The sequence below is a fragment of the Roseomonas sp. BN140053 genome, from assembly GCF_047690175.1.
In the GTDB taxonomy this organism is placed as follows: domain Bacteria; phylum Pseudomonadota; class Alphaproteobacteria; order Acetobacterales; family Acetobacteraceae; genus Roseomonas.
The window spans coordinates 1-14,079 of the sequence record NZ_JBLLEB010000062.1 but is presented as its reverse complement, the minus strand read 5'-3'; the positions used below and the strand labels follow the sequence as shown (position 1 = coordinate 14,079).

12 protein-coding genes and 1 pseudogene are annotated in these 14,079 nt (G+C 66.9%); 6 read left to right on the top strand and 7 right to left on the bottom strand.

Annotation, left to right across the window (positions count from 1 at the left end):
* Positions 1 to 103, top strand: a pseudogene (locus ACLIBK_RS24695) (IS630 family transposase); the annotation flags it as partial.
* 12 nt (positions 104 to 115) lie between these two features.
* Here the strand turns inward: ACLIBK_RS24695 and ACLIBK_RS24690 are convergent.
* The gene (locus ACLIBK_RS24690; protein WP_415389961.1) at positions 116 to 1,438 is read right to left on the bottom strand and encodes an MFS transporter; all 1,323 of its coding nucleotides are present in this window, start codon (positions 1,436 to 1,438) and stop codon (positions 116 to 118) included.
* A gap of 285 nt (positions 1,439 to 1,723) precedes the next feature.
* Here ACLIBK_RS24690 and ACLIBK_RS24685 point away from each other — a divergent pair.
* Positions 1,724 to 2,787, top strand: a protein-coding gene (locus ACLIBK_RS24685; RefSeq protein ID WP_415389960.1) for an IS630 family transposase whose coding sequence is annotated in 2 segments (ribosomal slippage) — positions 1,724 to 2,204 and positions 2,204 to 2,787 — 1,065 coding nt in all. Because the reading frame shifts where the segments join, the coding sequence is not laid out codon by codon here.
* Positions 2,711 to 3,559 (top strand): IS110 family transposase, encoded by an 849-nt coding sequence (locus ACLIBK_RS24680; RefSeq protein WP_415389959.1) that lies wholly within the window; start codon positions 2,711 to 2,713, stop codon positions 3,557 to 3,559. Before ACLIBK_RS24685 ends, ACLIBK_RS24680 begins: the two co-directional genes overlap by 77 nt.
* A gap of 168 nt (positions 3,560 to 3,727) precedes the next feature.
* On the opposite strand, the gene ACLIBK_RS24675 is transcribed toward ACLIBK_RS24680, so the two are convergent.
* The 6 genes from ACLIBK_RS24675 to ACLIBK_RS24650 all read right to left on the bottom strand — a co-directional run bounded on the left by ACLIBK_RS24675 (position 3,728) and on the right by ACLIBK_RS24650 (position 9,916).
* Positions 3,728 to 4,141 (bottom strand): Rieske (2Fe-2S) protein, encoded by a 414-nt coding sequence (locus tag ACLIBK_RS24675; RefSeq protein ID WP_415389958.1) that lies wholly within the window; start codon positions 4,139 to 4,141, stop codon positions 3,728 to 3,730.
* Between the two features lies 1 nt (position 4,142).
* The gene (locus ACLIBK_RS24670) at positions 4,143 to 5,258 is read right to left on the bottom strand and encodes an amidohydrolase family protein (protein WP_415389957.1); all 1,116 of its coding nucleotides are present in this window, start codon (positions 5,256 to 5,258) and stop codon (positions 4,143 to 4,145) included.
* On the bottom strand, positions 5,255 to 6,394 hold the full coding sequence (locus ACLIBK_RS24665; RefSeq protein ID WP_415389956.1) for an amidohydrolase family protein: 1,140 nt from the start codon (positions 6,392 to 6,394) through the stop codon (positions 5,255 to 5,257). The genes ACLIBK_RS24670 and ACLIBK_RS24665 overlap by 4 nt, the downstream gene beginning before the upstream one ends.
* 57 nt (positions 6,395 to 6,451) lie before the next feature.
* Complete coding sequence (locus ACLIBK_RS24660) at positions 6,452 to 7,441, bottom strand: tripartite tricarboxylate transporter substrate binding protein (protein WP_415389955.1); 990 nt, start codon at positions 7,439 to 7,441, stop codon at positions 6,452 to 6,454.
* A gap of 233 nt (positions 7,442 to 7,674) precedes the next feature.
* A complete protein-coding gene (locus ACLIBK_RS24655; RefSeq protein ID WP_415389954.1) occupies positions 7,675 to 8,679 on the bottom strand; it encodes a Bug family tripartite tricarboxylate transporter substrate binding protein in 1,005 nt (334 codons plus the stop codon).
* 223 nt (positions 8,680 to 8,902) lie between these two features.
* Positions 8,903 to 9,916, bottom strand: coding sequence for an IclR family transcriptional regulator (locus tag ACLIBK_RS24650; protein ID WP_415389953.1), 1,014 nt, complete (start codon positions 9,914 to 9,916; stop codon positions 8,903 to 8,905).
* Here ACLIBK_RS24650 and ACLIBK_RS24645 point away from each other — a divergent pair.
* From ACLIBK_RS24645 to ACLIBK_RS24635, 3 genes are all read left to right on the top strand, one after another.
* Positions 9,915 to 10,913, top strand: a complete 999-nt coding sequence (locus ACLIBK_RS24645; RefSeq protein WP_415389952.1) for a Bug family tripartite tricarboxylate transporter substrate binding protein — start codon at positions 9,915 to 9,917, stop codon at positions 10,911 to 10,913. The genes ACLIBK_RS24650 and ACLIBK_RS24645 overlap by 2 nt on opposite strands.
* A gap of 69 nt (positions 10,914 to 10,982) precedes the next feature.
* Positions 10,983 to 12,122 carry a Rieske 2Fe-2S domain-containing protein gene (locus ACLIBK_RS24640; RefSeq protein WP_415389951.1) on the top strand — a complete coding sequence of 380 codons (1,140 nt, stop codon included), beginning with the start codon at positions 10,983 to 10,985 and terminating at the stop codon, positions 12,120 to 12,122.
* 180 nt (positions 12,123 to 12,302) lie between these two features.
* On the top strand, positions 12,303 to 13,280 hold the full coding sequence (locus ACLIBK_RS24635; RefSeq protein ID WP_415389950.1) for a tripartite tricarboxylate transporter substrate-binding protein: 978 nt from the start codon (positions 12,303 to 12,305) through the stop codon (positions 13,278 to 13,280).
* Positions 13,281 to 14,079: the final 799 nt, after the last annotated feature.

The following is a 14,079-nucleotide window of genomic DNA, read 5'->3' as shown; positions in this document are numbered from 1 at the left end:
CACCATCCCGGACCTCTGGGCCGCCATCGCCGATGCGCTCCCGCAGTTCACGCCCGCCGAGTGCGCCAACTACTTCACCGCGTGCGGATATGAGCCGGAATGACCGGAAACTGCTCTAGCTTCGGGAGAGCGACACTGCCCGGGTCTCGCGGATGGCCAGCACGGAAAAGAAGCTGATCAAGCACAGGGCGGCCATATAGGCTGACACGGAAAGGGAAGTGCCGGTTCCCGCGAGCAGCAACGAGGCGATAAAGGGGGCGAGCGCGCCACCCACGATGGAGCCGAGCTGGTAGCTGATCGAAATGCCGCTGAACCGGATGTCGGTGTCGAACATTTCGCACAGCATGGCCGCGAGCGGTCCATACATCGCCGCGATGCAGAGCCGCGCGGCCACGACCGCGGCCAGCACGGCTGCAGCACTGCCGGTATCCACGACCGTGAAGAACAGAGCGCCGACGATGACCCCGCAGCCCGTTCCACCCAGGAAAACCGTTCGGCGCCCAAGGCGGTCCGACAGCTTGGCGAAATAGAGTGTCGCCGCCAGTTCCAGCACATTTGCGGCGATGATGATGGCCAGCATCGTGGAGCGCGGTAAGCCGAGGCGGGTCGTACCGTAGCTCAGCATGAACACGAGCACGACGTAGCCCATGCCGTTCTGGGCCAGGCAGGCCATGCCGCCGAGCAACACTTGGCGAGGGCTGCGGCGGAAGACCTCGATGATCGGCATGCGTTGCTCATGCCCCTTGCTCTTCATCGCAGCGAAAACAGGACTCTCGCTGACCGTCGCGCGGACATACAAGCCGAGCACCACCAGAACGGCGCTGATGATGAAGGGGATACGCCATCCATAGGAGGCGAATGCCTCGTCGGACAGGACGAGAGTCACCAGAAGGAAGGCAAGGTTCGCGAGGATAAGGCCTGCAGCCACACCCATCTGCGGGAAGCCGCCGTAGAAGCCGCGCCGGCTGGCGGGCGCGTGCTCCACGGCCATGAGGATGGCTCCGCCCCACTCCCCTCCCACACCGAAGCCCTGCAGAAGACGTAGCAGGACCAATAGCACGGGGGCCAGCACGCCGATCTGCGCATAGGTCGGCAGTATCCCGATGAGGACGGTGGCGACTCCCATCGTGAGCAGCGACAGCACCAGCATCGCTTTTCGGCCGATCTTGTCGCCGTAATGTCCCATGACGGCGGCACCGACCGGCCGCGCGACAAAGCCGACGGCGAAGGTACCGAAGGCGGCCATCGCAGCGAGCGTGGACGAGCCTTGCGGAAAGAACTGCGTGTTGAAGATCAGTGCCGCCGCGGTGCCGTAAATGAAGAAGTCATACCATTCGATGGTGGTTCCGATCAGACACGCAACGGCGACGCGCTGCGCGGCTTCAGCCGAAGTGGCCGGCACAGCGGTGCTCTGCGCCGCCGCAAGATGCTCTGACATTTTCCCCTCTCCACTATGTTGAGCTACACTCACGGCGCGAAGAGAGCGCGTTCTGTGATCGCCGTTTGAAAAGACTTGCTCAACGTGCAACGGGAGCCTGTCCCCTTAACGGGGGACAGTGTGCCCCTGCGCCTTCCAGTACCTTCGGAGGCGGCGCCTGGGACAGGCGCATTCGACATCATGAACCTTGACCATACTCATACGCTGTCCTGCTGAGGCGGACTCACGAGCACTCGTGGACGGGGGCGGGATCTGATTTGATCTGGCGAGCAATGGAGCCTCGCCATGGGACAGCCGCTTCCTCTGCGCCCTGACTTCGACGCGCGGTCGCTACGGGCCCTGGCCCGGCGAGCGACGGAGGGGGCACAGGCGCGCCGCCTTCTGGCGCTGGCCGCGATCTACGAGGGCAGCTCACGGAGCGAGGCAGCGCGGATCGGGGATGTGACCCTGCAGGTGGTGCGGGACTGGGTGCTACGGTTCAACGCCAAGGGGCCGGAAGGGCTGGTGGACCGCGAGGCACCTGGTGCGCCATCCCTGCTGAGCAAAGCCCACCGGACGGCCCTGGCAGCCGTTCTCGAGAGCGGCCCCGTACCGGCGATCCACGGCGTGGTGCGCTGGCGGCTGATCGACCTCGGGCAGTGGCTCTGGGAGAAGTTCCGGGTCTCGGTGTCGAAGCAGACGCTGAGCCGGGAGGTGCGGGCGCTGGGTTACCGCAAGCTCTCGGCGCAGCCGCGGCACCACGCCCAGGCGGAGGGCGCGGTCGAGGGTTTTCGGAGGCGTTCCCCGCCGTCCTGGAAGAGATCGCGCGCGAGAAGGGCCTCGGCCGCGATGAGATAGAGGTCTGGTTCGCCGACGAGGCGCGTGTGGGGCAGAAGAACAAGCGAACCCGGCGCTGGGCCCGGCGGGGCACCCGGCCCGTCGCACCGCATGACCAGCGGACGGCGTCGACCTACCTCTTCGGCGCGATCTGCCCGAAGGAGGGCAAGGCGGCAGGACTGGTCCTGCCCCGCTGCAACACCGAAGCCATGACCCTGCACCTCGCCGAGATCTCGACCGCAGTTGCGCCGGGTAAGCACGCCGTGCTGCTGCTCGACCGAGCAGGATGGCACCTCTCCGATCGCCTGGAGGTGCCATCCAACATCACCATCGTCCCGCTGCCGCCGAAGTGCCCCGAGTTGAACCCGGTGGAGAACGTCTGGCAGTTCATGCGAGACAACTGGCTCTCCAACCGCGTGTTCCGATCCTACGACGACATCGTCGACCACTGCTGCTTTGCCTGGAACAAGCTCGTCGATCATCCCTGGCACATCATATCCCTCGGACAGCGCCGCTGGGCCCAGGCGTTCTGATCACCAGGACTTGGTACTTGAACGCCAGCTCGGCCATGCCGGCGTACCCATGGTCAAGGTCAATCCGCTGCAGGCCAGACGCTTCGCAGAAGCGATCGGGCAGCGCGCCAAGACCGACACCGTCGATGCTGCCATGCTTGCCCGTTTCGGCGCGCTGGATGCGCTGCAAGCCAGGCCGATGGTGAGCCAGGCGCTCAGCAATATAAAGGAGCTGCTCGTTGCCCGGCGCGGCCTGGTCAAGGACCGCATCGCCACATCCAACCGGAACCACACTCACCGTGCGCCACTGCTCAAGCGGCTGGCCGATCAGCGACTGCGCCAGGTTGAGCGCCAGATCGCTCCCATCGATGCCGCTCTGCATGCCCTGTGCCAGGCAGATGCCGGACTGAGGGCCCGCCTCGACATCCTCGCCAGCATCCCGGCTATCGGCGAGGTAACCGCACTGGCCATGCTCATCGAGATGCCGGAGCTCGGCACGATGGACAACAAGTGCGCGGCCAGCCTGGCCGGCCTTGCTCCCGTCGCCCGCGATTCCGGACAGCACAGCGGCAAGCGCTTCATCCGGGCCGGTCGCGCCCACCTGCGCCAGGCCCTCTATATGCCAGCCCTGGTAGCCATCCGCTTCAACCCAGACATGAAGGCCAAATATCAGGCCCTCATTGCCACTGGAAAGCCCCCCAAGGTCGCTATCACAGCTGTTATGCGGAAGCTTCTCATCCTCGCCAACGTGCTGCTGCGCGAACACCGAAGCTGGACGCCAAAGCCCGCTTGACCAACACGGATACTCTAGCCTCGCTCTGTTGCCCGAGTAGCTGAACACCCACGCCCCTCCTCGTAGGAGGGCGCACAAGCAAAGAGCCCCATGACCTCAGCCGAGATCATGGGGCTTTCTGCGTTTTCGGGCCTGTGCAGCTCATTTGTGCGACCTGGGGGGCAGAGATCAAGTGTCGAGTACGACGTAATCATCCTCGACTCTGACGGCGAAGGTCTCAGCGACCAGAGTTGCATCCGGCAGCTTCGCGCCTGGCTCCACGGAAGCCGCAAAGGTCCGCACCTTCACGCGGCGCGGGTCGCACCAGGACTGGCCGGTGCGGATGTCGAACTCCCAGGAATGCCAGGGGCAGCGGATGATCTCGCCGCGCCGGGAATAGCGGTACTCGCCGGGCGCGGAGGACTCCACCAGCCCCGTCAGCTTGCCCTCGCTCAGGCTGCCACCGCGGTGCGGGCAGCGGTTGAGCAGGGCGAAGAACTCGCCGCCGAGGTTGAACACCACGATGGCTCGGTGGCCGACCTGCACCAGCTTGCGGCCGCCGGGCGGGATGTCCCGCGCGGCGGCGACGACGTGACGTGCCATCTTAGCCCAGGCCGTAGAGGGTCCGCGCGTTGCCCGACAGGATGGCGCGCCGGCGTTCCGGGCTGATCCAGGCCGGCAACGTCAGGCGCGGGTCGTCGAAGTCCCAGTGCGGGTAGTCGCTGGCGAACATCAGCCGGTCCCAGCCCACCCATTCCAGCGCGTCGGCGAGGTGCTCCGGACGCTCCGGCTCCTCCATCGGCTGGGTGGTGACCCAGATATGCTCCTTCAGGTATTCCGAGGGTGCGCGCTTCAGCATCGGCACTTCGTCGCGCATGCGCTTCCAGTTGCGGTCCAGTCGCCAGCCCAGCGCCGGCAGCCAGCCGAAGCCGGATTCGATCAGCACCACCCGCAGCTTCGGGAAGCGCTCGAAGACGCCCTCCATGATCAGGCTGGTGACCAGCGCCTGGCAGGAGGTCGCGTGCTCCGTCATCTCCTCGATGTAGTAGGAGGACCACCCGCCGCTGGTCATGGCCCAGCCGCTGTAGCCGAAGACGTGGATGCCCAGTGGCAGCCCGGCCTCGGCGGCGGCCTCGAAGATCGGCCAGTAGCGCCGCTTGCCCGTGGGCTCGGCGGTGCGGCTCATCATCAGCACCTGGGCGAAGCGGCTGTCGCCGGCGCGACGGCGGATCTCGGCGGCCGAGGCTGCACCGTCTTCGTAGGGCACCACCACGGAAGCGCGCAGGCGCGGTTCCGGCCGCACCATGCACTCGACCTGCCATTCGTTGATGGCGAAGGCCATGGCCGCACTCAGCTCGTCGTTCTGGTCGCCCTGTCCGGTGGGGGAGAGCGGGTTCATGATGCCCCACTCCACCCCGTAGTGGTCCAGCAGCTGCGCCCGCATGAAGTCGATGTCGGAGGCCGGCGGGCCGCCATTGGGCGGCCAGGAGTCGCGCCGCGCCGCGGCCGGCTGCGACTTGGGAAAGGGGTAGCCCTTGGCGAAGCCATGCCGCGGACGCTGCCCGTAGGTTTGCAGGTGCTGCCACCAGCGGTCCGCCAGCCAGGGGCGGATGTCAGCCAGGGAGCGCACCTTGGGATGGATGTCGCAGTCGATCAGCCCCAGGCTGCTGGCCCGCGCGGCGGCGGGTTCCCGGACGGCGGCGGGGACCTCGATGTTCATGGCGTGGCTCCTCCGAGACGGGGATAGGTGGCGAGCGGGTTGTCCACGGTGATCCGCCGCAGCAGTTCCGGCGACAGGCCCGGCGGCAGCACCGCGTCGCCGTCGAACTGCCAGTGCGGGTAGTCAGAGGCGAAGAGCAGCATCTCGTCCGATTCCAGGTGGTCCACCACGCGCCGCACCGTGTCGGGGTCGTCGGGCGCGTCCAGCGGCTGGATCGTGAGGCGGAAATGGTCACGCACGATCTCGCCCGGCGAACGGTCCACCCAGGGCACCTCCGTGCGCAACCCGCGCCAGAACTTGGAGAAACGCCATAGGAAGCCGGGCAGCCAAGTGACGCCGGATTCCAGCAGCACCACCCTCAACGTGGGGAACTTGCTGAACACCCCTTCGCAGATCAGGCTGGCCACCTGGGACTGGAAGGCCTGGGACTGGCTGGAATAATCCTCGACGTAGTGGCTCGGCCAGCCCAGCGAGGTCACGGGATGGCGGTAGCCGCTGCCGGCATGCACGCCCAGAGGCAGGCCGTGCTTCTCGCAAGCGGCATAGATCGGCCAGTGGTCGCGCCGGCCCAGCGGCGTTTCCCCGGCGGCAAGCACCAGCACCTGCACGAAGCGCGGGTCGGCGGCGCGGCGCTCAATCTCCGCCAGAGCGAGCTCGGTATTCTGCACGGGCACGACGATCGAGGCGCGCAGCCGGGGGTCGCGATCCAGCCATTCCGCCGTCACCCAGTCGTTCAGCGCGCGAGCAAAGGCGGCCGCGAGATTTTCGTCGAACAGCAACTGCACGCCGTAGAGGCAATTAAGGATGCCGAAGCGCGGCGACCAGCGGTCCAGCACCTGTTCGCGCAGCTGCTCCACCGTGGCCGCAGCAGCTCCCCGCGGACCGCGCCAGTCTGGCCGGGCGGTGATCGGGGCGCCGGGCGGGTAGCTGGCGGATTCCAGGGATTCGAGGCCGCGCTCCTCCACGGTGTCGCGCCAGAACTCGTCGAGATAGGGCAGCAGCGCCGCAATGCTGGGCACGGTCGGGTGCAAGTCGCAGTCGATGGCGCCGGGGGCGAAAAGCGTCCCCGCCCAGCCGTGTTCCCGGCCATCGCGGACCGCCTTTCCCTGGCTCGCCCCAGTGACCTCTGCTGACACGCCATTTCCCTCCAGGGGTTCTGCGTTTCCAACGCGGGGTGCCGCGTTCCGCTGCCGTTACTCGACCCTCAGCCCCCCGGACTGGGCCAAGTCCCGCCACTTGCCGAACTCGCGCTGCAGGAATCCATCGAACTCCGCGGGCGTGCAAGGCGCGGGCTCGGCTCCCACTCGCATCACGCGCTCGCGGAAGGCCGGCAGCGCCATGGTGGCGCGCAGATCCGCGGAAATGCGCTCCAACAAGGGTTTTGGCACGCCGGCCGGCGCGAAAAGGCCGAGAAACGAGGTGGTGGACAGGCCCGGGAAGGTTTCACCGATCGTCGGGTATTGTGGCGCCTCGGCCAGCCGCGTTTCGCCCATGGCCGCCAGCACCTTCAGCTGCCCCACCTCCACGTTGGGCCGGGCAGAATGCCAGATATCGAACATCACGGGCACCCGCCCGGCGATCACGTCGGTCAACGCCGGGGCACTGCCGCTGTAAGGGATGTGCTCCATGCTGATCCCCGCCACCCGTTGCAGGAGCTGGCCGGAGACATGCCCGATGCCCCCAGTGCCCGGTGAGGCGAAGGGCAGCGCCTCGCCCCGGCGCTTCACCTCCGCCACCAGCTCCGCCACGTTGCTGGCAGGAAAGGCCGGGTTCGCCACCAGGACCACGGGCTGCAGCGTCACCATGCTGACGCCGGTTAGGGCATTGAAAGTGTCGTAGGGCAGCGGGCGCCCCACGGCGGGGTTGATGACGAAGGCGTTGGTGGCCGCCCCAAGCGTGTAGCCGTCCGGGGCGGCCTGGACCACGGCGTTGGTTCCCACGATGGTGCCCGCCCCGCCACGGTTCTCCACGACGACCGGCTGTTCCCAGCGCGGCGCCTGCAGGTCGGCCAGGATGCGGATGATGACGTCCGTGGGTCCACCGGGGGCGAAGGGCACCACGATGCGCACGGGGCGGGTGGGAAAGCCCGGTGCCTGGGCGCCGGCGTTCCGGCCCGCCAGCGGCGCCGCGCCGAGTGCAGCGCCACCCAGCACGATGCCGCGCCTCGACACCCCTGCCCACATCGCCGTGCCTCCCCTGCCGCGTGTCGGTCCCGTGCAGGGCCGCCGCGATGGCTACCAGTTTGCCCACGGCGAGGCCGGGCTGGCAAACGCGAAGGACCTAGCTGCGGCTCGGCGATGGCGGCGAGGCGCGCGCTCCCCGGCGCGGACCAGCTCCCGGAGGTCCTGGCCCGAGCCTCACGCTGACTTTATCACCGGGCGCGCGGGACACCCTGGCGGGCCAGAAATTTTTTCCCTCAGTCCAGCGTGATGTTGGCCTCCCGGGCGAAGGCCTGCCACCTCGGGATCTCGCGCCGGAAGAAAGCTTCGAGTTCTGCGGCCGTGGAGGCTGCCGGCACTGCGCCCAGGGGCTTCAGCCGGTCTGCATATTGCGGGGACACCACGATGGCCCTGACATCGGCGGATATCTTGTCCAGCAGCGGCTTCGGCACCCCGGCCGGCATGATCACCGCGTTGAAAGGGAAGGCCGTGGAAGCGAAGGCCGGGAAGGTTTCCGCGATGGTCGCGTACTGGGGCGCCTCCTCGATGCGCGACGAACCCGCCACGCCCAGCACCTTCAGCCGCCCGGACTCGACATGCGGGCGCACGGAGTTCCAGAGATCGAACATCAGCGGTACCCGACCGGCAATGACGTCGGTCAGGGCGGGAGCACTGCCGCTGTACGGGATGTGCTCAAGCGTCAGCTGCGCCTCACGCTGCAGGAGCTCGCCCGCCATGTGGCCGATGCCCCCAGGGCCAGGGGACGCATAGGCCAGGGGGGCAGGCGACCGCTTCGCGTAATCCAGCAGTTCGGCCAGGTTCGACGGCGGAAACGACACCGGCGCGACCAGTACGATCGGCGTGGTCATGAGCATGCCAACGGCGGTGAAGTCTCGCAGCGTGTCGTAGGGAAGGTTGTGCCGCAGGGCGGGGTTAAACACGAACGGGTTCGTGGCAATGCCGAAGGTGTAGCCGTCCGGGGCCGCTTGCGCGACGGCGACGGTTCCGACGATCGTGCCGCCACCCCCGCGGTTCTCGACCACGACGGGCTGCTTCCAGGTGCTGGACAGCATCTCGGCCAGGATGCGGGCGATGACGTCCGTCGGACCGCCTGGGGGAAAGGGCACGATGATGCGCACCGCACGGGTCGGATAGGGTTCCTGGGCGGACGCGGCCCTGCCGAAACCCGCCACCATGGCCAGGAGCGCCAGCAAATGGCGTCGCGGCAATGCAGGATGCGGGGCCCGCTGCGTTCTGGCCATTCTCACTCCTCCCCTTTTCGATCAGGAACATTATTCCGTCTAATTCTGTGGGATCGGCGTCATGCCGGCAATCTCCGTTTCTGCTTCCACGCGCGGCCAAACTAGTCACCTGTGCCGTGCCTGGCGAACAGCTGCTGAATTGATGCGAGTACTGGAAGCGGATTGCTCACCTGGAGCTGTGCATTTCCAGCCTAGGATATGCTCCTCGCGTGCGGGGCACCTTTCACCGTGGCGCCGCCGCGGCAGCAGCCTGCGGCTTGTCCCGACCATGCTCCGCTCCGAAGGCCTTGCTGACACCGTCGGCCGTGTCGCGGATCGCGTGCGCGATGTCGCTGTCCCAGGTTGGCGGAAAACTCGCCTCCAGGCCGCAGCCCGTGATGGCAAACAGAAGACGGCCCTGGCTGTCGAACACGGGAGCGCTGATGGAGTTGATGCCGGGAATACGCTCGCCATTGGTGCGGGCCATCCGGCGTTGCCGCACCTCCTCGAGCAGCGCGTCCAGTGCTTGCCGTCGCTTCCTGCACTCGGATGCCGAGAGGCGGAGTTCCGTCCGGAGGGCCGCCATCTCACGCTCCAGCAGGGGGGTCACCTGCTCGCGCGGCAAATAGGCCGCGAAAAGGCGTCCGGCGGAGGAGTTCCAGATCGGCAGCTCCTCCGTCGAGGTCGGACGGACCGTGAACGGCTTTGGGGGCTCCTCGACATGCAGGAGCCGTGGGCCCGCCGTCCCCCAGCCCGTGAGGAACACCGTCTCGCCGATGACCGGAGCCAGCGCGCTCACGGCATCAATCGCGATCTCCGCAGCCTGTGGGCGCCAGACCTGTGACTGGCTGAGATGATAGGCATAGGGCCCCAGCGAGTAGCGGCCACGCCGATCCTGCTGGACGAGCCCCGTGCGGATGAGGCTCACAAGGTAACGATGGGCCTTGCTCGGATGCATGGCCGCAGCCTCCGCCAGCTCACCGAGCCGGAGTGACCGACCGGCGTCATGGAGCCGCCGGAACAGTTTCATCCCGATTTCCAGCGACTGAATCCCGGGCTGGTCAGCGTCAACAGGCATGGCGATCGATCCTCCGGCTCCGCCGGCACGGCCCACTCGTTTCGGTTGACAATACCGCACCCAGGTGAGGAGAATACGCTGGATACAGCGTGCGTTAAACATAACGTAAAATAAGGGGGCGTCGAGGGGCTCGGCCGGCTGGGCCACCTCAACGACGACGAGAAGGGAGAAAATGCCCATGGCAGCGGTCCTGGCACAGGAGCGCCTACTGCGCCGGTCAGCGCTCGCCGCCGGCGCCGCCTTCTTCATGGTGTCGCCCGCGGCCCGTGCCCAAGGCGAATACCCTTCCCGCCCGCTCCGCTTCGTGACGTCAGGCACGCCCGGCAGTGTGTCCGACATCCTCCCGCGCCTTATCTCGCCCGAGATGGAAAAGCTGCTGGGCCAACCGGTGGTGGTGGAGAACCGTCCGGGCGGCAGCGGGCTCGTTTCCGCGAGCGCCGTTATGGGCGCGCCGCCCGACGGCTACACGCTGCTCATCGCCGCCGTCGGAACGATGGCGGTCAACCCCCATGTCATCCCACGCATGCCCTTCGACCCCGCGCGGGACTTCCAGGGCCTCGCGCTGATCGCTTCCATGCCGCTCGTCCTCGTGGTGGGTTCGGAAGCGCCCGTGCAGGATGTCCAGGGACTTTTGGCGACGGCGAAGGCGCAGCCCGGAACCATCTCTTACGGCTCTGTGGGCGCCGGCTCGAGCGCCAACATCGCCGGCGCTATCCTGGCTCACGGCGCAGGGCTCGAACTGATCCACGTCCCCTATTCCGGCTATTCCCAGGCGGTGGCCGAGCTCATGGCGGGCCGTTTGAGCTGCATGTTCGTGGATTTCGGAACTGCTCTCGGACAGATCCGGCAGGGCGGCCTCCGTCCGCTCGCCGTATCCACCGCGGACCGGTCGGACCTCCTGCCCGATGTGCCGACCATGCGCGAACTCGGCCACGAGATGGACGTCACTCTCTGGTACGGCGCCTATGTCCGCCCGGGCGCGCCCGCGGCAGCCTCCAGGCAACTGGGCGCCGTCATGACCCAGGTCATCCGGAAGCCCGAGATCCGCCAGAAGCTCGCCGCCTACGGGCTTAGGCCCGGCGACCTTTTCGGGGAGGATTTCCAGACTTTCCACCTCGCCGAGTTGGCGCGCTGGGGCAAGGCGCTGCCTGCCCTCGGTATCCAGACGTCGAACTGAGGCAACGCTACGCCGACATGCCAGACGGCCCGCAAGCACAATCAGACGTCCTAGTTTCAGGAGTGTTCCATGCAACGCAACACGGACCGTAGCCAGTCGCGCGACCCGAACGCCATGACGGGGTCATCCGGCTCCTATATCCGTAACACCTGGTACGTGGCGCTGTGGTCGGCGGAGTTGCGGGAGGGCGTGCCGGTAGCCCAGACGATCCTGAACGAGCCGATCGTTTTCTACCGCAAGGCCGATGGCGGCGTCGCCGCGCTCACCGACCGTTGCCCGCACCGCTTCGTGCCGCTCAGCATGGGCAAGATCCTCGGCGGTGATCGCATCATGTGTCCCTATCACGGGCTCGAGTTCGGGCCGGATGGGTCCTGCGTGCACAACCCGCACGGCAATGGCACGATCCCGGCAGCCGCCCGTCTCCGCAGCTACCCGGTCATCGAAAAGCACTCCCTCCTCTGGATCTGGATGGGACAGGCGCAACCCACGCCCGAGACGATCCCGGATTACAGCTGCTTCGACAACGCGCCGGCGCTGCATGTTTCGAAGCGCGACTACCTGCGAATGAGCGCGAACTACGAGATCATCACCGACAACCTGCTCGATACGAGCCACACCTCCTACGTGCACGAGGGCATCCTCGGCAACGCCGACACCGTCGCAGCCGACATGAAGGTGGAGCAGATCGGCCACAGGCTCGTCGTCAGCCGCACCTCGCCCGGTTCTGCTGTCCCCGGCATGTTCAAGCCCATGCTGACCAACGGCATGGAGCGCGGCACGAAGTGGAACTCCATGCGCTGGGACCCGCCGAGCTGCTTGCTGATCTACACCGGCGTTTGCGAAGACGGTGCTGATCCCGCAACGGGAACCGGCTTCTACGGTGTTCACCTGCTGACCCCGGAAACAGACCGGAGCACGCATTATCGCTTCGCCGCCGTGCGCTGGAACGTCCTGACCACGGGGGAAGAGCGGAACATGGCAATCCAGGAACAACTCTCGACAATCAGGCGCTTCGCCTTCGAGGAGCAGGACGGGCCAGTGATCGAGGCGCAGCAGCGCGCGCTAGACGCATCGCCCGTCCCGCTTCGCCCGGTGATGCTGTCCATCGACGCCGGCCCGGCCCGTTACCGTCGCATTCTCGACCGGTTGCTTCTTGAGGATGCGAAGATGCCAGGCCAGGAGGCACCCGCCGTGGTCTCGGCCGCCTAGGCTTGCCGACATGGTGCAGAGCCGCTCCAGTCCTGGCCGCGCAGCCTTCGGGAGGGTAGTACCCAGCGCCGCCCGTCCCGGAGACAGGGGCCAAACCACCTCCTTCGGTCGGTCAAGCCCACAAGTCCACCAGCACAGTCGCTGCGACCCGCACGGGGTCTTTCGGCAGGAGCATATCCTATGGTGAGCCGACGGCAATTGGCGAGTAGCGTCGCAGCCGCGGTGCTGGCCACGGCCCTGGCCCGCCCGTCCCACGCGCAGCGCCTGCCGGACGGTGCCGTGACGATCATTGTGCCCTCCACTCCCGGCACCGGTCACGACACGCTGGCGCGCCTTTGCGCCCCGTACCTGCAGCAGTTGTTCGGCCAGGCGGTGGTCGTCGAGAACCGCGCTGGGGCCAGCGGCAACATCGGATCCCATGCCGTGGCACGTGCCGCACCCGATGGGCGTACGCTGATGATGCATGGCGACCCGCTCGTCATGAACACGAGCCTCTATCGTGATCTCCCCTACGACCCCGTGCGCAGCTTCGCACCTATCATCCAACTCACCACGGCGGATCTCGTTTTGGCGGTGAACCCCGACGTGCCGGCCGAGACTGCGGCTGCCTTCGTGAGCCTCGCCGGGGCCCAACCGGGCACACTCGACTATGCATCGCCGGGCAACGGCACACCGCATCATCTCGCGATGGCGATGTTCGCGCTCAGCACCGGCATCCGGATCACTCACGTTCCCTACCGCGGTACGTCGCAGGCCCTCCAGGACCTCATCGGCAGGCGAATCACGGCCATGATGGTACCCGTCCACGTCGCCGTTCCCCTGGCGCGCGAGGGGCAGATCCGGATCCTCGGGATCGGCGCGACACAGCGCTCGGCGATTGCACCGGAGGTTCCTACCCTGCAGGAGGCCGGCATCTCCATGGGCGACACGACCATGTGGTATGGGCTCCTGGGCCCCGCCGGACTGCCTGGGGATTTCGTGCAACGCGTGAATCTGGCACTCAATGCTTGGCTCCTGCTTCCTGCGACGCAGGCGGCGCTGCGCACGCAGGGCATGGCCCCAGCGGGCGGATCTCCCGAGCAGTTCGGGGCGAAGCTCGCCCGTGACGTTCAGCGCTGGGCCACGCTCGTGCGCGAGGCCGGTATCAGTGTGGACTGACCAGAGGCACCAACGGCATGCAACTGCCGCACCCAAATTCCTCGGGAGACCGGACATGCGGTCGGACCCGTCGGTTGGATTGCGGCGGAACTGCGATTTCCCATCGCTTACTCCATCTGAGCGTGGACGGAGGCAGAAGTGACGCAAGCAGATCTCGGCGCGGAGGCCGCATTGCAGACGGAGCGCAACGGCGCCTGGCCAGCTCCGGCCGAGTGAGGCAGCAGACGAGGCGGAACTGACCCTCGGATATCCGCGCGAGAGGCGGCACCACTGACCGTCTCAGGCCTGTAGCGTGGCGAAGATCGAAGTCCTCCACCATCGTCGTTGACGCGACCTCTTCCATGTCCGTGTAACCTCCTCCCGCGCTGTGCCTGCGGACACCGGTCTCAAGAGAAGTCCGGACCACTCAAGGGAGGTAGACAGGCACCGTCTTCTCACTTTGACAGCCGTTGCGTTCAGCCTGCTTCTGCACGCGAGTGTTTGCCGAGCCCAGAGCAATCCGACATTCGTTCCGCTGCCGCCTGCGACGGGCGCGCTCTATCGCCCGGTTTCCGGACCGCCGGCTCACATCGCCCTGATCGTGATGCACCGCGGATCGTGTTCCTCCGGTAACCACGACCAGCCGGCCAGGGTGTGAACAGGCACGGGTCATTCCCCGGCGAAAACTCTGACCCCTCTGGAGTGCGCCCCTGTGAGTGGACAGGATCAGGCCGCTGTTTTGACCGTCTGCTGGGCGTGTTGATCTTCGAACTGCACGGGGCTGAGATAGCCCAGAGCCGAATGCAGCCGTCGTGAGTTG

Excerpts from the sequence above, each read along its gene's own strand:
- ACLIBK_RS24690 (WP_415389961.1), bottom strand. The coding sequence starts at position 1,438 with ATGTCAGAGCATCTTGCGGCGGCGCAGAGCACCGCTGTGCCGGCCACT.
- ACLIBK_RS24675 (WP_415389958.1), bottom strand. The coding sequence starts at position 4,141 with ATGGCACGTCACGTCGTCGCCGCCGCGCGGGACATCCCGCCCGGCGGC.
- ACLIBK_RS24670 (WP_415389957.1), bottom strand. The coding sequence starts at position 5,258 with ATGAACATCGAGGTCCCCGCCGCCGTCCGGGAACCCGCCGCCGCGCGG.
- ACLIBK_RS24660 (WP_415389955.1), bottom strand. The coding sequence starts at position 7,441 with ATGTGGGCAGGGGTGTCGAGGCGCGGCATCGTGCTGGGTGGCGCTGCA.
- ACLIBK_RS24655 (WP_415389954.1), bottom strand. The coding sequence starts at position 8,679 with ATGGCCAGAACGCAGCGGGCCCCGCATCCTGCATTGCCGCGACGCCAT.
- ACLIBK_RS24645 (WP_415389952.1), top strand. The coding sequence starts at position 9,915 with ATGGCAGCGGTCCTGGCACAGGAGCGCCTACTGCGCCGGTCAGCGCTC.
- ACLIBK_RS24650 (WP_415389953.1), bottom strand. The coding sequence starts at position 9,916 with ATGGGCATTTTCTCCCTTCTCGTCGTCGTTGAGGTGGCCCAGCCGGCC.
- ACLIBK_RS24640 (WP_415389951.1), top strand. The coding sequence starts at position 10,983 with ATGCAACGCAACACGGACCGTAGCCAGTCGCGCGACCCGAACGCCATG.
- ACLIBK_RS24635 (WP_415389950.1), top strand. The coding sequence starts at position 12,303 with ATGGTGAGCCGACGGCAATTGGCGAGTAGCGTCGCAGCCGCGGTGCTG.